The sequence below is a fragment of the Conexibacter sp. JCM 18997 genome (assembly GCF_055391915.1).
This window is the reverse complement of record NZ_AP043885.1, coordinates 4,929,360-4,947,682: the sequence shown is the minus strand read 5'-3', so window position 1 is coordinate 4,947,682 and position 18,323 is coordinate 4,929,360. Positions and strand designations below refer to the sequence as shown.

Here is an 18,323-nt window from a genome sequence, read left to right as displayed (position 1 = left end):
GCGGCTCAGGACTTCGGGCCGGAGTCCGTGAAGCTGGTCGGGTCCAGCGACGCGACCGCGCTGAGCAGGCGGTTCGGCGTCCGCCCGAGATCCTCGACGTCCTCCTTGCGCGAGACCGCCGCGCGCACGACGCGTCCGGCCAGGTAGCGCAGCGGCTCGGGCGGCAGGACGCCGTGATGGGGGCTGCGCAGCGCCTCGGGAATCTCGTCGACGCTGCGGCCCAGGACGCTCTGCGCGAGCGCGCGGCCGGCGACGAACGAGGGTCCCACGCCGTTGCCCGAGAACCCGGCGGCCACGAGCACCTGGGGCGCTCCGGGCACCGGCCCGACGAAGGGCAGGCTGTTGATCGAGTAGTCGACCGGCCCCCGCCAGGTCTTGCTCACGGCCACCCCGCGGAGCATCGGGTAGATCCGGCGGAACTGCGCCTCCACATCCCCCGCCCGGCCGTCCGAGCGGTCGAAGCTCCCCGGGATCCGATGGCCGAGCCCCACGTCGCCGCCGCCCTTGCCGAACACGAGCCGGCCGTCCTCGGTCGAGCGGTAGTAGTTGACCAGGCGCCGGCTGTCGGAGATCGAGAGCCCGAGCGCGATGCCGAGATCGGCCAGGCGGCCGGGCATCGGCTCGGTGGCGATCACGTCGCTGGCGATCGTGATGAGCGACGGCCGTGCGGCCTCCAGGCCGGCGGTCCAGGCGCCGAGCGCGACCACGACGCGGTCGGCGGACAGCGTGCCCTGCGCGGTGGTGACGACCGGCTGAGGGTCGGCCGTGATCTCCGTGACCGGGCAGCGCTCGAAGACCAGCACGCCGAGCTCGAGGGCGACCCGGCGCAGGCCGCGGGCCAGCCGTGCTGGGTGCACCGAGGCGGGGGCGGCCTCGAAGATCCCGGCCAGGTGCACCGGCGAGCCCGTGCGTTGGGCGGTCTCCTCGGGCGTCATCAGCTCATAGGGCGCCTGGCCGGTCTGGGCCAGCGAGTCGACGGTGTACTTCCAGGCGTCCACCTGCGCCGCGCTGGTGGCCGCCCACACCCAGCCCGCCTGGTGGAACTCGGCGTCGATCCCGTACTCGGCGCAGAACTCGCCGATCTCGGCGACCGCCGCCTCCACCGCCTGCGCGTAGACCAGCGCCTGCTCGGGACCGCACAGCTTGGTCAGGCTGGCGAACTTCGACCACGAGGTCATCACGAAGCCGCCGTTGCGCCCGCTGGCGCCGGCGCCGCACAGCGCGGCCTCCAGCACGGCGACATCGAGCGATGGGTCCTGCAGCTTGAGCTGGATCGCGGTCCACAGACCGGTGAACCCCCCGCCGACGACGCACACGTCAGCCCGCGCGGGGAGCGTGGCCTCCGCGGGCGGGTCCGACTCCGAGGCGAGCGCCTGGTCGAGCCACAGCGACTGGTCTGCGGGCGCGACCGTGGCTGGCGGCCGGAACGTGGCGAGGGGCTTCGTCATGGAAAGTGGTCCGGAAACGGGCGCACGAGGTCACCCGGGGATCGAACCGTCCGAATCCCCGGGTGGTGCTCGTGGCAATCGTCCTGGCTAGGCGAGCTCGTTCCGGCGCGCCGCGGTGGCGGCCTCGTCCAGCTCGAGCGTGTCCGTGAGGATGACGCCGTAGTCGTTCGCCGCCTTCTCGGGCGAGACGACCTCGTTGCGCACGTCCAGCGCCACGCGCTGCGGATCGCGCGTCAGCGCCGAGCCCCAGCCGCCGCCTCCGGAGCTCTCGAACACGAACGACTCGCCGGGCATGAACGGGATGTTCCCGAGCATCTGCGGGAGCCACGTGCCGTCCTCCGCCGGGCCGCCGATGACCGACAGGCTGCCGTCCACCGCGCGGCGCAGCTGCTTCTGCTCGCGGGCGCGGCCGCCGCCGTTGATGCCGGGCGACCCCTCGCGGGTGCGCGAGGACTCCATCGTGATCATCTGGCCGCGGCCGAGGAACTGGATCTCGGCCCGGACCCCGCAGCCACCGCGGTACTTCCCGGCCCCGCCGGAGTCGGTGATCATCTCGTAGGAGAGGTAGCGGATCGGGAACGACATCTCGGCCGTCTCCGCGGGCAGGTTCTGGCAGTTGCCCAGCGGGTCCATCGTGACGTGCATGCCGTCGTTGAAGGGCGTGCCGCCCCAGCCGCCGGCGGGCAGGTCGCTGAGGACGTGCACCTCACCGGTCTCGGGATCGGTCGCGCTGGCCACGAACCAGTTGCACTCCGCGCAGGTCGGGGCGATCGCCTCGTCCGGGATGGCCTTGGCCATGGCCAGCCAGATCGCGGCGCAGATCTTCGAGGAGGCCGCGGTCGTGCAGCCCAGCGTGGGCGACGGCCAGGCCGGGTTCAGCCAGGTGCCCTCCTTGATGATCAGGTCCAGCTGGCGGTACAGGCCGGCGTTCGGCGGCGCGTCCGGGCCGAGGAAGAACTTCAGCGAGTAGTACACGGCCGACGCGGTGTTCGCGTAGGGCGAGTTGATCGGCCCGAGCGTGACCGGATCGCTGTCGCTGAGGTCGATCTCGATGCGGTCGTCGGCGACGGTCAGCTTCACGCGGACCGTGACCGGGTCCTCGGAGAACCCGTCGCTGTCGATGTAGTCGCTGGCCTCGTAGACCCCGTCCGGGATCCGGCGGATCGCCGCGGCCGTCATCGCCTGCGTGTAGTCCAGCACCTCGGTCATGCCCTGGCGGACGACGTCGGCGCCGTACTTGTTGGCCAGGCGCAGCATCTCGTCCTCGGCGGCGCGCAGCGCGCCGATCTGGGCCTGGATGTCGCCCTCGATGTAGGACGGCGTGCGGGTGTTGTTCTTGATGACGGCGACGAGGTCGTCGTTGAGCACGCCCCCGTTCATCAGCATCAGCGGCGGCAGGCGCAGGCCCTCGCCGCCGATGTGGATGTCGAGGTTGCCGCCGAGGTCCGTCCAGTGCGCGCGGCTGACGGCGACCGCCAGCAGCTCGTCCTCGAAGAAGATCGGCATCGACAGCGTCACGTCCGGCACGTGCGTGCCGCCCGAGTACGGGTCGTTGAGCACGATCACGTCGCCCGGCCCCAGCGTGTCCAGCGGATAGCGGGCCAGAGAGGCCCGCGCGCTGAAGTGCATCGCGGCGATGTGCACGGGGCAGTTCGCCGTCTGGCCGATCAGCTCGACGTTGGGGTCGAAGATCGCGTTGGAGTAATCGACCATGTCGTAGATGATCGGGGAGAACGACGCCTTCTGGAGGACCTGGCTCATGCGCTCCGAGGCGTACTCGAAGCTGCGGCGCAGGACCTCGAACGTCACGGGGTCCAGGGTGCGCTGGCCGGCGGTCGGAATGGTGGCGCTCATGCGATTGCCTCGTCGGTCGTGATGAGAACGTTCTCGTATCGGTCGGCGCGGCCGATCGCTCCTGGCGGAAGCACGATCACGCCGTCTGTCTGCTCGATGACCGCCGGCCCGTGCACGACCTGATCGGTCTTCAGCTTGGCCGCGTCGTGGATCTCGATGTCGTGGTGCGATCCGTCGAAGTAGGCCTGACGGCGCTCCTTCAACGACCCGGCGCCGTTCGTCGAGACGGTGGTGGAGAGGAGCGCCTCGCGGAACGCGTCGCCGTCCGGCTTGGCGGTCGCGCCGACGCCGGTGACGCGCAGCGTCACGAAGGCGACCGCGAAGGCCTCCGACGAGACGCCGTACTCGCGCTGGTGGACGCCGTTGAACGCGGTGGCCACCTGCTCGACGGTCTCCGCCGTCAGCTCGCCGGCGGGAACGGGCGTCGGGATGTCGTACGTCTGGCCGACGTAGCGCATCAGCGCCGTGCGCTCGAGCGTGATCGCGTCCGCGTCGACGCCATCCTGCTCCAGCAGCCCGACGACCTGGCCCTCGAGCGTCGCGTAGGCCTCGTTGAGCGCGGCCACGTCGACCTCGGTGGAGTGCGCGAAGAACGTCACCTCGAGGTCGTGGCGGACGTCCATCGTGGTCGCGCCGAACGCGCAGGCCACGCCGGCGAAGCGCGGCACCAGCACCTTCTCGATGCCCACCGACTGCGCGATCGCGTAGGCGTGCAGGGCGCCCGCCCCGCCGAAGGCGACGAGCGTCGAGTCACGCGGGTCGCGGCCGCGGTCGGTCGAGACCATGCGGACGGCCGAGGCCATGTTCTCCGACAGGATCTTCGTGATCCCCTCCGCGCACTCGTGCAGCGACATCCCCAGCGGCTCGGCCACCGAGGTGATCGCGCTCACGGCCGCGTCGAGATCGAGGTCGAACTTGCCGCCCAGCGTCGGGTCGATGCGCCCGAGCACAAGGTTGGCGTCGGTCACCGTCGGCGTCGTCCCGCCCCGGCCGTAACAGGCCGGCCCGGGGTCGGCGCCCGCGCTCTGCGGGCCGACCCGCAGCGAACCGCCGTCGTCGATCCAGGCGATCGAGCCGCCGCCCGCGCCGATGCTGCGGATGTCGAGCATCGGCGTGATGATCGGGCGCTCCCACTCGATCTCGTACTCGTCGGTGACCAGGCCCTGGCCGTTCTCCATGAGGCTGGCCTCGAAGCTGGTCCCGCCGACGTCGGTGACGATCAGGCTGGGCGCGTCGAGCAGCTCGCTGAGGTAGCCACCGGCGGCCACACCGCCGGCGGGGCCGGAGGCGATCAGCTCCTCGGGGCGCTCCTTGGCGGTCTCGGCGCTCATCATGCCGCCGTTGCTCTTGACGATGTACAGCGGCGCCGTCGAGCCGTAGGCGTCGAGCTTCTCCAGCAGGCGGTCGATGTAGGCGCCGACCGAGGGGAGCAGCGCCGCCCGGATCACCGTCGTGGTGAAGCGGCCGAGCTCGCGCATCTTCGGGCGCGTCTCGGAGGAGAGCGCGATCTGCGCTTCGGGCATGACCTCGCGGATCAGCGCCGCGAGCTCCTGCTCATGCTGGCCGCTGCGGTAGGAGTTGATGAACGCCACCGCGATGCTCGGGATGCCCAGCGCGGCGATCTCCTCGATCACGGCGAGGGCCTCGTCGCGATCCAGCGGGGACACCGTGTTGCCCTGCGCGTCCATCCGCTCGCCCACCTCGAAGCGCCGGCTGCGGGCGATCAGCGGGGCGGTCTTGACCTGGTAGGGGTCGTACAGGTGGACACGGCGCTGCCGCCCGATCTCGATGACGTCGCGGAAGCCGCGCGTCGTGATCAGGGCGGGCTCGGGATAGCGGCGCTCGATGAGCGCGTTCGTCGCGATCGTCGTCCCGTGGACGACGGTGTCGATCTCGCCGGCGGTGATGCCCGCCGCTGCGAGTGCATCCATGACCCCGATGGACGGGTCGCTGGGCGTCGAGAGGACCTTGGCCTCTCGGACCTTCCGGCCTTCCGCGTCCCAGGCAAACAGGTCCGTGAAGGTTCCGCCTACGTCAATTCCTACCCTGAGCATCGTGTCGTCGCTCCCGATCGAATGGGGACTGGGCGGAACCTAGATCGGCTTCGCTTGCTTCGCCTCGGGCCGCCGTTATGAACGATCGAAGGCAGTCTGTGCGTTGGTATGAGGCACGGGTTTCCCGGGTGCGTCCTGCCCGCTCAGCGCAGGATCTCCAGGGCGCGCAACGCGGGCCACAGCTCGGCGATCGACTCGGTGTCGTTGAGCTTTCGCCCGGACAGCTCCTCGACGCGGCGCATCCGGTAGACGAGCGTCTGCTTGTGGACGAACAGCTCGGCCGCGGCCTGCTGCCAGGACCGATTGCAGCGCAGGAAGACCGACAGCGAATGCACCAGCTCGCTGCCCCGTTCGCGGTCGTACTCGATGAGCGGCCCGAGGACCCGGTCGATCAGGTCGCGGGCCTCGCCCACCGACCGCGGGCCGCCGACCAGGAGCCGCTCGCCGTAGCGGGCGCAACGGCGCCCCTCGGCCCGCGCGGTGTCCAGCGCCCAGCGGGCCTCGTGCACGGCGTTGGGCAGCGTCTCCAGCATGGTGAACCCGTCGCTGACGCCGACCGTGGTGCCGTCGACCTCGAGCACCTCGAGGATGTCGCGGACGGTGTCCTCGCCGGCCGGGGCCAGGCAGAACAGCAGGTCGCCGCTGGCCCGGAGCATGTTGGGCACGTTGCGCTCGGCCAGCGCGTGATGCACCCAGCCGTTGCGATCGCCCTCGCGATGGCTGATGACCATCACGTACGGGCCCGACCCCAGGCCGTGCGTCTCCAGTTGGGTGGCGGCCGACACGGCGGACAGACGACCTTCGAGCAGGTGCACGAGCGTCTCGCTCCCGAAGCGGCGCGTCTCCTCGCGTTGGGCGAACAGGCGCTCGACCTCGAGCGCGGCGACCGTCGCGACGTGCTGGAGGATCGCGTAGGGCGGGAACTCCGAGCCGCGGGGCACGGCCAGCAGCGACACGGGGCGCTGGGCCGGCACCGGGACGACGATGGTCGTCCGATCGCCGACGGGGATGCGCAGGATGCCGGGCATCCCGTTGCTGCGGGCCGCGGTCACGTCCAGGAAGGCCTGGACGACCTCGGGCGCGGGGACGTGGGCGTCCGGGAACACGGCCCGCCCGGCGCCGTTCGTGCACACCGAGAGCTCGCAGTCGATCTCGCGACCGAGCGCCTCCAGCAGCTCGGCCGGGGTCGAGCTGCGGATCGCCGCCGCGCGCAGGCTGTCGTAGATGCGGACCGTCTTGACCAGCCGCAGGTGCTCCGGCCCCCGGCTCGACGCGGCCACCGTGCGCGCCACCTGGACGAAGGGGATCTCCAGCGCGGTCCACAGCAGCGGCAGCGCCAGCCGGTCGGCCGCCGCGACCATCTCATCGGTGAGCGGGGGCACGAGCATGTCGGCGCCCAGCGCGATGCCGCTGACGCCGACGGCGGCCAGCGCCTCGACGAAGCGGACCTGCCCCTCGGGCGTCTTGGGGATCCCCAGCCCGACGGTCATCAGCAGGTCGCCGGCCTCCAGCCACTCCCACGGGTGCGGCATCTCCACGCTGTGGGCCCACAGGATCCGGTTCTCGGCTCCAGCGGCTCCGGCGAACAGGCGCGTGCGCAGGAAAGGGACCTCGGTGAGTTCCCGAACAGTGAGCGCCATCTGCGAAGCCTAACCAGGTCTGACATCGACACGGGGCGGTATCGCCTGGCCCTGAATGCGCGGAAGATCCCGTGTCAACGGGGCCTTTGGAGTGCCTGATCAGGCCTTGACTTGCGGGGTGCGCAGGTGGTCTGCTCGCCTCCATGGGTCTCTTCCGTCGGATCAAGCGCCCGGTGGACGGGCATGCCGAGATCGTCGAGACGTGGAAGCGCCGCGCGGATCGGTCGACCGGCAACTGCAAGATGAAGCTGCTGCTCGACGTTCCCGGGGTCGCGCCGCAGGTGGTCAAGCACCACGAGCCGATCATGACCGCGAACCGGTGGCCTGAACTGGGCATGCGCGTTGCCGTGACCGTCGACGCCGACCATCCCGATCGCGTGGACGTGCACTGGGACTCGGTCTTCGGCGAGGTGCGCGGGGGCATCCTCGGGCGCGGCCTGGAGGCGGTCGCCGTGGAGTTCGGGGTCGACGTCGACCTGTCGCGCGGGGTCCCCGATCCGGATGCCGGGTCGGGCCGGCCGGCCGCCGACTACCAGGCGCAGATCGACGCGCTCAACGCCCAGTTCGCCGCCGGGCAGATCACCTACGAGGAGATGTCCGAAGGCGTGCTGCGGGCGATCGGCGCCAAGCGCTGAACCGGCCGCGGGCATGCCCGGGCGGCGCCCCGGGTATGGACTCGGCGACGCGCAATGGGACTTCGATCGAAGCTCGCGGCAAAGGCCGCTGAGGCGACCACCAAGGCGGCGGACCTGGCCGGCGATCTGGCCGGCGCCGCGGCCACCGAGGCCAAGGAACGCGCGTCCGACGCGGCCGACGTCACCAGGACCGGCATGGGCAAGGCCGGCGAGTGGCTGCAGGGCCGGGACCCCTCGGCGTCCGCACGACTGAAGCTGATGACCGACGACAGCGCGCGGATCAGCGTCGAGGCGTTCATCGTGCTGCTCGTCGACGCGCTCAACGACGACGAGGTCCGGCTGATCTCCGGCGACGACGTGCACCGCGCGGGCAAGCGGCGCCAGCGCCAGGCCGGGCTGGTGGGGATCTTCGGCGGGCCGCTGGGCCTGTTCGTGGCCAGCCTCTACTCGGAGGCGATGCTCGTGTGCGACATCGTCGATCGCCACGGGCTCGCGCTGAGCGACGAGGAGATCGCCGCCCACCTGCTGCTGCTGTGGCAGCTGACGCCGGACCTGGAGTCCGCCCGGGCCTCGATCGAGGGGACCGGGCCATCCGTGGCCGACCAGCTGGTCGACGAGCGCGTCACGAAGAAGTCGCTGCGCGAGATGTCGCCGATGGACGCCGCCCAGGCGCTGTGGCGGCTGCGCAAGCTGCGCGATCCCGACGAGCTGCCCGGCACGATCAAGCTGCGCCACTTCGCGCTGCCCAACCGGCGCACGCGGAAGATCACCGAGCAGGTCGAGGCGCAGCTCGGCGTCGCGGCGCTGCCCTCCTGACCAGGGTTCAGACGGTGCGCAGGCCGGCGGCGCCCAGCTTGCGCAGGCGGCAGATCAGCGCGTAGCGGGCGGCCCGCAGCATGTGCTGGTGGGCGTGCGTGGCCCCCGGCGGGGGCGTGACCGGCGCGCCTCGGTCGCGCACCTGGACGGTCATCATCATCCCGCCGTCCTCGTGGGCCAGGATGTGGCAGTGGAAGACGAAGTGGCCGGTGAACTCGTCGAAGGGGATCCGGATGACCACCTCGCCGGCCTGGCCGTTGCGGCGGTGGGGGATGATCACCACGTCCTGCAGGCCGGAGGCGTGGTACGGCTTGCCGTTGACGCTGATGACCTGGAAGTCGTTGACGTGGATGTGGAACGGGTGGTCCTCCGTCGTCGCGTTGCGCAGGGTCCACTCCTCGACCGTGTTCACGTAGGGCGCGACGTTGGTCTTCGTCGGGTCGAAGGCCTGCCCGTTGATCCGGGCGAACTCGCTGCTCTTGAAGTCGAAGCTGAACGTGAACGTGCGGCGCCGGACGATCGGGCGGCCGACGATCGGCCCGGCCGGGCTGGCCTCGACGGCCGGGTTGCGTCCCGAGGGCAGCTGGCGCACGACGCGCTGACCGGGCGCCCGGGGCAGCACGTCGACGTCCATCAGCTTGACCTCGGGCAGCAGCTCGAAGCCCTCCTGGCGGTGGTACTTGCGCGTCTTGAACACGTACCGGCCAGGCCGGCCGCCGACCACCAGCACGTCGAAGCGCTTGCCCGGCGGCATCACCAGGTGGTCGACGGTGCGCACGCGCCACTTGGGCGAGCCGTCCTCGGCGATCACCGTGAACTTGTGGCCGACGAGCTGCACGTCGTAGAACAGGTCGGAGCCGATGTTGCCCAGGCGCCACAGCTGCGTCTCCCCCGACCGCAGCGCCATGCGCGGCTGCAGGCGGCCGTTGACCAGGCGCGTCGTCGGCTTCTGCACGTCGATCATCTCGCCGGTCAGCGCGGTCGACCAGGGCTCGGCCGACGAGGTCTGCAGGTCGCGGATCGCCAGCTGGTGCTGGCGGATGCCGTGCAGCGCCCTGGGCAGGTAGCGGTCCAGGCCCTCGACGACGATCAGCCCGGACAGGCCGCCCATCAGCTGCGGCTCGGTCAGCCCGTGCAGATGCGCGTGGTACCAGTACGTGCCGGGCGAGTGGTCCAGCGGCAGCGTCACGCGCGAGTGCACGGTGGTGCCCGGCCGGAAGCTGCGGAACACGTTGTCGCCGTCGCCCTTGGGCGAGACGTGCATGCCGTGGAAGTGGAAGTTCGTGTCCTGCGGCGTGGCGTTGCGGAACGTCACGTCGATCGTGTCGCCGGGACGCACGTGCAGGGTCGGCCCGATCAGCCGCCCGTTGAACGGCTGCGCGATCACCTTGGAGCCGGACACCGAGATCGTGCGCAGCTCGGCGTCCATCGTCACCTTCAGCACGCCGCGGTGGGGATACACCTGGACGGGCTCCTCCAGCGGCAACCCGGCGATCGGCTTCCAGGGTGCGGGCTGGTCGGCGGCGTGGGCCGCCCCGGCCCCGAGCAGCAGCGCGACCAGCGCGCAAGGGACAGAGATCCAGCGTGACCGGCCGCGTTCGTGGAGCATGCTGAACGCGGTATTCGGCAGCAACGGCCGCGTCCCTTAGTTCTGCCGGTCCGCCGTTCAGACGGCGATGCGGCCGATCGCGCGCAGCCGGTCCCCGCCCGGCCCGATCGCGCGCACGCGCACCGCCGGGTCGTGGGAGCGGGCCGGCACCGTCACGCGACCCCCGCGCACCGTGCGCCAGCGGCCGTCGGTGCGCAGCTGCACGCGCACGTCGCGGAGCCGGGGACCGGTGAGCCGATAGCGCAGCGTGTCGCCCGAACGCGTCAGCCACAGGCGGGCGCCCGACTGGGTCAGCTTCAGCACCCGGCCGCGCGTGGTCAGGCGGTGCGAGCAGATCCCGGCGGCGACGCGCACCGTGCGCGAGCCCAGCAGCGGCGCGGTGGGCAGCGCGCGCGAACCGCAGCGCACCGAGGCGCCCTTGAGCAGCAGCACGGCGTCGCCGGCGCCCAGCGCCGAGAGCTTCCCGCTGCGCGTCGCCTCGACCTGGCGCAGCGGCACCGCGGTTGGCTTCGCCGTCGGCTGGGCCGGGAGCGTGGCGGCCTGCAGCGCGGACCGCAGCCCGGAGGTGGGGCTCGCGCAGGGACCCGGCGGCGGCGAGGTGACCGCCGCCGCGACCGCCTGGGCCAGCGCCGGATCGTTGAGCTCGGTGGTCGCCGTCAGGAACGTCAGCGACACCGAGTGGACCGCGTCGTACAGCTGCGGCAGACCGCCGGGCGGCGCGACGGGCGTGAACGGCGCCGCCGTCAGGATCGGGATGACCGTGGCCTGGTTCAGCGCGCTGGCCTGGCCGACGATGCCGTCGTTGGCGCTGTAGTACGTGCCCACGCCCAGGTCCCAGCCGACGTGGTCGCCGCCCAGCGTGGTGACCGCGCACCCGATCGTGGTCGTCGGGTTCCACTGGCTCAGCCAGGCCGACGACAACTCCTCGATCGTGGCCTGCCCGGTGTCGGCGAAGATCTGCTCGACCGCCTGGTAGGAGGCGATGCAGACCGCGTACTCGAGGTCGCTGAGCCCGTTGCACGAGCCGCCGTCGGCGGCGATCGCCACGGCCAGGTCGGCCCCGAAGGAGCCCGTGTGCGGCGTGCCGATCGTGGTCAGGCTGCTGACCGTGACCGGCGATCCGGACGCGCGCAGCTGGGAGATCGCCGCGCGCGACCACAGGCCGCCGTCGCTGTGGCCGACCAGCGAGACGTTCGTGATCCCGTAGGACTGGTTGAGGAACTGCAGGAAGGCGACGAGCGCCGCCGCGTTGTCGGCCAGCTCGCCGTTGGAGTCGATCACGGTGGAGCCGCCCGACGGGATGTCCGGCGTGTTCTGCCCGCCCAGGCAGGAGGTCGGCGGCGGGGCGTCGGCGTTGGCCACCGGCGCCGTGTAGACCGAGAACCCGCCGGCGGTCAGCGCGGCCGCGGGCCCGGTGGCCACGCCCCAGGTCGACCCGCGACCGGTCGTCGCGCAGGCCGGCGTGGAGAAGGGCGAGCTGGTGTTGAAGCCGCTGACCAGCACGACGGCGGAGGTCGAGGTGGGCGTCGCCGTCGGGGTCGTCGGGGTGACCGGATCCAGCGGCGGGGCGACCGGCGTGATCGGCACGACCGGCGGCGTGACGGGCTCGATCGGCGTCGCCTGCGCGAGGGCGGACGGCGCGGCCACGAGCAGGGCGACGAGCGCGGCGGGAACGGCGGCCCAGGCGCGGCGTCGGCGAGAGGAGGCGAGCGGGGCGGCGACCATGACGGCGACCACTGTAGGGAGCGCTCAGCCGGTGACGGCCGCCAGCAGCGCGTCGTTGGCGTCGGGCAGGCCGATCGTCGCGCGCAGGCAGCCGTCCAGGCCGGCCCGACCGCGCACGTCGCGGATCAGCAGACCGGCGGACAGACACCGGGCCAGCACCGCGTCCGGATCGGGCGGCGCGAACAGCACGAAGTTGGCCTGCGACGGCCACACGCGCACGCCCTCGAGGGCCCCCAGCCCGGCCTGCAGGCGCTCGCGCTCGGCCACGATCGCGGCGATGCGCGCGGTCCGCGCGTCCAGCGGCTCGGCCAGCGCGGCGCGCGCGCCCGCCTGCGTGAGCGCGCTGACCCCGCCCGGCAGATGGCCGTCGAACAGCGTCTGCACGATCGCGGGCGCGGCCAGCGCGTAGCCGACCCGCGCCCCGGCCAGCGCCCAGGCCTTCGACAGCGTGCGCACGATCACCAGGTTGCCCGCGCCGAGCGAGGCCATCGACGGCGCGTCGGCGAACTCGACGTAGGCCTCGTCGACGATCACCAGCGCGTGGCTCGCCGCCCGGCAGATCGCCCGCACCGCCTCGGGATCCTCGGGCCGCCCGCTCGGGTTGCCCGGATGGCACAGGAACACCAGATCGGGCCGATGCTCGGCCACCGCGGCCAGCGCCCGTTCGGCGTCGACGCCGAAGGCCTGGTCGCGGGCGGCCAGCGCCACGGTCATCCCCCGCGCCGCGCACAGGCGCTCGACGCCCTGGTAGCCGGGCGCGAACGCCAGCGCCACCCGGCCCGGGCCGCCGTAGGCGTCGACCAGGCGCTCGAGCACGGCCATCGAGCCACCGGCGACGAAGATCTGCTCCGGCGGGCGGCCGGTGTAGCCGGCCAGCGCCGCGCGCAGCGGACGCGCCTGCTCGTCGCCGTACGCGTTGAGCGACACGTCGGCCAGCTCGGCGGCCAGCCGCTCCGACCAGCCCGGCGCGGGCGCGGGCGCGGTGTTGAGGTCCAGGCGGGTGAGATGCGGCGGCGTGTCGTCGCGCCCGCCCAGCACGCTCAGGCGCAGGCGCTCGGCCCGCGGCTCAGGCGACGACATCGATCCCGTGGGCGTCGTAGGCCGCGAGCTTGTGCTCCCGATAGCCGGGGATGCAGCCGCAGACGCGTTCCCAGTTGGGGTTGGCGTGCTTGTCGCGGCGCTCCACCGGGGGCGGCGCGGCCGGCTCCTGGTGGAAGACCTCGAGCCCGGCGACGAAGCGGGCAACGCAGCCGCCGCGGACGATCATGCGGTGGGCGAACTCGTCGTCCTCGTAGCCCCAGCGGCCGTCGAACGCCTCGTCGTAGCCGCCGACCGCCAGCGCGTCGGCGCGGCGGAAGACCGTGTTGCCCCCGTGCAGGTAGTCCCACGGGTGGTCGAGGTCGGGCAGGCCCGCGATCTCCGGGAAGCGCCGGTCGCGCGGCAGCTCGTAGTTGGAGGCGCTGGCCACTCGCGGCGCGGCCTCGAGCGCCCCGGCTCCCCCCAGGATCGCCTCCTCGGTCAGCCCGTGCCCGCTCACGAAGATGCGCTCGCCGGTGAGCATCACCGGCGCGTCGGGCAGCGCCTCGCGCAGCGCGGCCAGCGCGCCCGGCGCCGGGATCGAGTCGGAGTCCAGCGTCCAGATCCATCGGCCGCGGGCCACGGCCAGGCCGAGGTTGCGCGCCCGGCACAGCGCGTAGGGCTCGGGCAGCGGGCCGCGGCGCACGAGCAGCAGGTCGAGGCGGCGGCGGTGGGTGCGCCACACCGCCTCCAGCCGCGGGTCGGCGCTGTCGTTGTCGACGAGGATGATCTCGATGTCCGCGGTGCCGCCGACCTGCGCGGCGAGCCCGGCGAGGGTGCGACCGAGCGCCTCGACCTCGTCGTGGCAAGGGATCACCACGCTCACCAGCGGAGCGTGCTCGGGGGCCGACGGCACGTCCGTATGCTAGGGCCGTCCGCCCCGCCGCACCCCCATCGAAGCTCTTCGGAATCGGCCTGAGCCGCACCGGCACCCGGAGCCTGACGGTGGCGCTGGACCGGCTCGGCCTGCGCGCGCTGCACTATCCGTTCGACGCTCGCACCGAGAGCCAGCTGTTCGGCGGCGCGCCGAGCCTCAGCGTCCTGGATCACCACGATGCGCTGCTCGACCTACCCGCGGCGGGCTTCTTCGCCCAGCTCGACGCGCGCTATCCGGGCAGCCGCTTCGTGCTGACCACGCGCGAGCGCAACGCCTGGCTGGACGCGGTCGAGGCGCACTACGCGCGCCTGCTGGTGGCCTGGCCGACGACGACGCCCCGCTTTCAGGCCTTCGGGGAGCGCATCACCCGCCACTGCTACGGCGCCTTCCCGCCTGCCCGCGCCGACTTCGCCGCCGCCTACGACCGCCATGAGGAGGCCGTGGCCACGCACTTCGCGCAACGGCCCGACGATCTGCTGCGTCTCGACGTCACCGCCGACGCGCCGTGGGGCCGGCTGGCCGCGTTCCTGGGCGCCGCGCCCGCACCGGCCGCGCCCTTCCCGCACGTGACCGACGCCGACGAGGCACCCGAGGCGACCGCCCAGCACACCGTGCTGCGCACCCAGGTGACGGCGTGATCGAGATCCCCGGGGTCGAGGTGCTCGGCGCCGAGGCCCAGACCTGCCTGGCCGGTCCCAACCCGGAGCACAACACGATCGGCGCGGCGATCGTCATCGAGCTGGCCGAGCCGGTCGCGCCCGGCGACCTGCTCGCCGCGGTCAAGCGGCGTGTCGCCTCCACGCTGGACTTCGCCCCGCGCCTGCGCAAGATCGCGCTGCGGCTGCCCACGCACGCGCCCCTGCACGTCCTGGCCGACGCCCCCGAGCTGGACCTCGACGCGCACATCCAGCTCGTCGCCGCCGACGCCGAGGTCAGCCTGGCCCGTCTCAGCGAGCTGCTGCTGATGTTCAACGACCAGCCGATGGATCCCGGCCGGCCGCTGTGGCGCGTGATGGTCGTGCCCCGGATCGAGGGCGGCCGGGCCGGCGTCGCCTTCCGCGTGCACCACTTCATCCAGGACGGCGTGATGTGCGCGGTGACCGGCGCGGCGATGCTGCTCGACGACGCGCCCGATCGACCGCTGCGCACGCCGGAGCCCTACGCCCCGGCCCCGCTGCCGACGCCCGAGCAGCTCCAGGCGCTGGCCCACGACGTGCACCGCGAGCACCGTCACGAGGTCCGCACCCTGCTCGGCGGCGCCGTCGGCCACCCGGCGCACACGCTGAACACCGTGCGTCAGATCCACACCGCCTACCACGAGGAGCTGTCCGGAACGCCGAGCACGCTGCTGGCCCGGCGCAGCGACCGGCGCGCGCTCGAGCTGGTGCAGGTCACGCGGGCCGACGTCCGGGCCGCCCAGGACGTGCTCGGCCACCACGTCTCGTTCAACGACGTGGTCGTCACGGCGATGGTCGGCGGTCTGGCCGCGATGTTGGACCCCGTCGACAAGGCCGGCCAGACCGTCCGCGTCGAGGTGCCGGTGACGGTCGCCCTCCAGGATGGCGGGCCCAACGAGTTCGACAAGCACGCGGCGCTGATGGTGCTCGAGCTGCCGCTGGACGAGCCCGATCCGCTGGCCGTGCTGCGCATCGCGCACGAGCAGTCGGCGCGGCGCAAGACGACCGACGCGCGGGCGCTCGAGCGGCTGATGCACGCCTACATGTTGCTGCCGATGGGCGCGTTCGAGCGGCTGTCGGCCAAGGCCTGGGAGGGCGGCAACCTGCTGTTCTCCGACATCCCGGGCCCGACCGGCGACCTGTTCGTGACCGGCCACCGCGTGCAGTCGATCTACGGCGTGGGCAACCTGCGTGGCGCCAGCTCGCTGCGCGTCGTCGTGCTCAGCTTCGGCGACCACGTGACGTTCGGGATCCTCTACGACCAGGAGGCGGTGCCCGTGCACCACATCACGCGCGGGATCACCGACACGCTGGCCCGGCTTCAGCCCGACCGGGTGACCAGCCAGCCGTCGAGGTAGAGCAGGTCGATCGGCGCGCGCGCGAACGTGGCCAGCGCCTCGGTCGGCGTCTCGACGATCGGCTCGCGCACGTTCAGCGAGGTGTTGATGACGATCGGCGTGCCCGTGCGCGCGCCGAACGCGCCGGCGATCCGGCCCAGGCTGCTGTCGGCGGCGACCGTCTGGACGCGCGAGGTGCCGTCGACGTGGACCGCGGCGGGCGCCCCGCTGCGAGCCGGCTCGCGCGCGTCGACGATCCGCATCATGTACGGCGAGGGGCGGTCGAGCGCGAAGTAGCGCTCGGCGTCCTGGTCGCGCACCACCGGCGCGACCGGGCGAAACGGCTCGCGGAACTTGACGTCGCGGTTGAGCCGGTCGCGATGGCCGTCCGTGATCGGCGAGGACAGCAGCGAGCGATGCCCGAGCGCGCGCGGACCGTGCTCCGAGCGGCCCTCGAACCAGGCCACGAAGCCGCCGTCGGCCAGCACGTCGGCCGCGGCCTGCACGGCCTCGTCGCGCTCCACGGCGCGGTGCGGCAGGTCGCTCGCGCCCAGCGCGCGCTCGACCTCCGCGGCCGCGTACGGCACGCCCAGGAAGGCCAGCTCGCGCGCCGCCGCCGGGTCGAACTGCACCCCCAGCTCGTGATGGGTGGCGAACAGCGCGGCGCCGGCGGCGACGCCGCCGTCGTGGACGGCCGGCGGGACGTGGACGTCGGCGAACCCGCTCTCGCGGGTGATCGCCTCGGCCAGGTAGCCGTTGAGGGCGACGCCGCCGCTGATGGCCAGCGCCGGATGGCCCGTGAGCGCGCGCAGCGCACGGGCCAGGCTCAGGCCGGCGCGCGTGGTCACGGCCTGCACGGCGAAGGCGACGTCTCGCGCGTCGGGGTGCTCCCAGCCGATCCCCCGCGCGACGAACGGCGGACGCGGGAAGTCGGCCCAGAAGTCCTTGATGGTCACCGCGTCGGTCAGCACCGCCGGTACGTCGACGACGACGCGGTCGGTCATCGCCTCGACGAGCCGATCGCTGCCCAGCGCGGCCAGGCCCATCAGCTTGCCCGCGGACTGGCGGTCCCCGAAGACGGCGTGCGCGTAGGCCCACCACAACGAGCCGATGTCGGAGTTGTCGATGCGCTCGATCCAGTCCAGGCGCGAGCCCCGCCAGGACGACACGGTGGTCGCCGCGCCGGCGTCGACGGTGTAGGCGTCGCCGCCGCCGTCGATGGTCAGCACCGCCGTGTCCGGCGCGGCGCCGGTGTAGCGCGCGTAGGCGGCGTGGGCCACGTGGTGGGGCACGCTCAGGCAGGGCAGGATGCGGCCCAGGCAGCGCGCCGACTGCCACTGCCAGTCGGTCAGCCGCTCGTAGCGGCGCCCGCCCAGCAGCGTGTGGCCCGGATCCAGGCCCTGCCACACCGGCTCCGACGTGGCCAGCACGTCGATGTCGCCGGCGGTCAGGCCCAGGCTGCGCAGCGAGGCGTCGATCAGCGAGACGACCGCGCCGCCGTCGTGGCGCCGGCGCGTGAAGCGCTCCTTCTCGAAGGCGCCCAGCAGCACGCCGTCGGCCACGACGCACCAGTTGGCGTCGTGCCCGCCGCTGAGGCCGAGGACGATCAACCGAGCCGGTCGACCGCGTCGATCACGAGGTCCCAGAACCGATCGGCGTCGATCCCGATCGCCACCTTCGCGTTGGGCGCGTGGCCGGTGACGCCGAAGCGGTCGCAGGCGGTGGCGCCCCGCGTGTGGGTGCCGGTCAGCTCGATGGCCACGTGCGCGTCGACGAGCTCCAGCAGCGTCGGGTCGATCAGGTGGGCGATGGTCACCGGGTCGTGCAGCGGCGGCTCGGGGATGCCCCACACGTCCAGGTAGCGGTCGGCGAAGAAGGCCAGCAGCACCGACACGGTCGAGGCCAGCTCGGTGCCCAGCGCGTTGAGGCGGTCGAACACCTGCGGCGTGGCCAGCGCCTGGTGGGTCACGTCCAGCGGGCACAGCGTCACCGGCACGCCGCCCGCGATCACGATCGCCGCCGCCTCCGGGTCGGTGATGATGTTGAACTCGCCCAGCGGCGCGACGTTGCCCGCTCCCAGCGTGCCGCCCATCACGATGATCTCGCGCACGCGCGCGGCGACCAGATCAGGGTGGACCTTCCACAGCAGCGCGACGTTGGTCAGCGGCCCGACCGCGCAGATCGTCACCGGCTCGGAGGCCTCCTCGAGCACCCGGGCCATCAGCGCGACGGCGGGCAGCTCGTGCAGGGGCACGTCGCCGACGCCGAGCTCGACGCCGTCCAGCCCGGACGCGCCGTGCACGTGGTCGGCCACGGTCAGCTCGCCGATCAGCGGCCCGTCCGCGCCCGCCGCGATGGGCACGCCCGTGATGCCGGCCAGCGCGCAGGTGGCCCGCGCGTTGTGCGTCACGCGCTCCAGGGACGCGTTGCCCGCCACCGTGGTGATCGCCCGCAGGTCGATCGCCGGGTGGGCCGCCGCGAGCATGATCGCGACCATGTCGTCATGGCCGGGGTCGCAGTCGAGGATCACGGGAATCGGGGACACGTCACTGCAGTCTGACGACCCCGCGCTGC

The 18,323-nt window shown here is 72.8% G+C and carries 14 protein-coding genes; 4 read left to right on the top strand and 10 right to left on the bottom strand.

Annotated elements, in window-relative coordinates:
* Positions 1-5 precede the first annotated feature (5 nt).
* From ACZ5UI_RS24765 to ACZ5UI_RS24750, 4 genes are all read right to left on the bottom strand, one after another.
* Positions 6-1,448, bottom strand: coding sequence for an NAD(P)/FAD-dependent oxidoreductase (locus tag ACZ5UI_RS24765; protein ID WP_464192175.1), 1,443 nt, complete (start codon positions 1,446-1,448; stop codon positions 6-8).
* Between the two features lie 87 nt (positions 1,449-1,535).
* Complete coding sequence (locus tag ACZ5UI_RS24760) at positions 1,536-3,302, bottom strand: hydantoinase B/oxoprolinase family protein (RefSeq protein ID WP_464192173.1); 1,767 nt, start codon at positions 3,300-3,302, stop codon at positions 1,536-1,538.
* Positions 3,299-5,356: a hydantoinase/oxoprolinase family protein gene (locus tag ACZ5UI_RS24755; RefSeq protein ID WP_464192171.1), complete on the bottom strand. Its 2,058-nt coding sequence runs from the start codon at positions 5,354-5,356 to the stop codon at positions 3,299-3,301. Before ACZ5UI_RS24755 ends, ACZ5UI_RS24760 begins: the two co-directional genes overlap by 4 nt.
* 143 nt (positions 5,357-5,499) lie before the next feature.
* Positions 5,500-6,996, bottom strand: a complete 1,497-nt coding sequence (locus tag ACZ5UI_RS24750; protein WP_464192169.1) for a PucR family transcriptional regulator — start codon at positions 6,994-6,996, stop codon at positions 5,500-5,502.
* A gap of 143 nt (positions 6,997-7,139) precedes the next feature.
* Here ACZ5UI_RS24750 and ACZ5UI_RS24745 point away from each other — a divergent pair, with 143 nt between their 5' ends.
* The gene (locus tag ACZ5UI_RS24745; protein WP_464192167.1) at positions 7,140-7,631 is read left to right on the top strand and encodes a hypothetical protein; all 492 of its coding nucleotides are present in this window, start codon (positions 7,140-7,142) and stop codon (positions 7,629-7,631) included.
* 54 nt (positions 7,632-7,685) lie between these two features.
* Positions 7,686-8,447 (top strand): hypothetical protein, encoded by a 762-nt coding sequence (locus ACZ5UI_RS24740; RefSeq protein ID WP_464192165.1) that lies wholly within the window; start codon positions 7,686-7,688, stop codon positions 8,445-8,447.
* A 7-nt stretch (positions 8,448-8,454) separates the two neighbouring features.
* Here ACZ5UI_RS24740 and ACZ5UI_RS24735 read toward each other — a convergent pair whose 3' ends face one another.
* The 4 genes from ACZ5UI_RS24735 to ACZ5UI_RS24720 are packed head-to-tail and all read right to left on the bottom strand — an operon-like array spanning position 8,455 to position 13,714.
* A complete protein-coding gene (locus tag ACZ5UI_RS24735; RefSeq protein ID WP_464192163.1) occupies positions 8,455-10,056 on the bottom strand; it encodes a multicopper oxidase family protein in 1,602 nt (533 codons plus the stop codon).
* Positions 10,057-10,113: 57 nt separating this feature from the next.
* Positions 10,114-11,781, bottom strand: a complete 1,668-nt coding sequence (locus tag ACZ5UI_RS24730) for an esterase/lipase family protein (RefSeq protein ID WP_464192161.1) — start codon at positions 11,779-11,781, stop codon at positions 10,114-10,116.
* A gap of 24 nt (positions 11,782-11,805) precedes the next feature.
* Positions 11,806-12,861, bottom strand: a complete 1,056-nt coding sequence (locus ACZ5UI_RS24725; protein WP_464192159.1) for a pyridoxal phosphate-dependent aminotransferase — start codon at positions 12,859-12,861, stop codon at positions 11,806-11,808.
* Positions 12,848-13,714 (bottom strand): glycosyltransferase family 2 protein, encoded by an 867-nt coding sequence (locus tag ACZ5UI_RS24720; RefSeq protein WP_464192157.1) that lies wholly within the window; start codon positions 13,712-13,714, stop codon positions 12,848-12,850. The genes ACZ5UI_RS24725 and ACZ5UI_RS24720 overlap by 14 nt, the downstream gene beginning before the upstream one ends.
* 89 nt (positions 13,715-13,803) lie before the next feature.
* Here ACZ5UI_RS24720 and ACZ5UI_RS24715 point away from each other — a divergent pair, with 89 nt between their 5' ends.
* The gene (locus tag ACZ5UI_RS24715) at positions 13,804-14,373 is read left to right on the top strand and encodes a sulfotransferase (RefSeq protein WP_464192155.1); all 570 of its coding nucleotides are present in this window, start codon (positions 13,804-13,806) and stop codon (positions 14,371-14,373) included.
* On the top strand, positions 14,370-15,770 hold the full coding sequence (locus ACZ5UI_RS24710) for a wax ester/triacylglycerol synthase domain-containing protein (RefSeq protein WP_464192153.1): 1,401 nt from the start codon (positions 14,370-14,372) through the stop codon (positions 15,768-15,770). Before ACZ5UI_RS24715 ends, ACZ5UI_RS24710 begins: the two co-directional genes overlap by 4 nt.
* Here ACZ5UI_RS24710 and ACZ5UI_RS24705 read toward each other — a convergent pair.
* Positions 15,734-17,359, bottom strand: a complete 1,626-nt coding sequence (locus ACZ5UI_RS24705) for a carbamoyltransferase C-terminal domain-containing protein (protein WP_464192151.1) — start codon at positions 17,357-17,359, stop codon at positions 15,734-15,736. The two genes, ACZ5UI_RS24710 and ACZ5UI_RS24705, sit on opposite strands and share 37 nt — an antisense overlap.
* Entirely contained in the window at positions 17,356-18,294 is a 939-nt protein-coding gene (locus ACZ5UI_RS24700) for a nucleoside hydrolase (RefSeq protein ID WP_464192149.1), read from the bottom strand. Before ACZ5UI_RS24700 ends, ACZ5UI_RS24705 begins: the two co-directional genes overlap by 4 nt.
* Between the last annotated feature and the right edge of the window lie 29 nt (positions 18,295-18,323).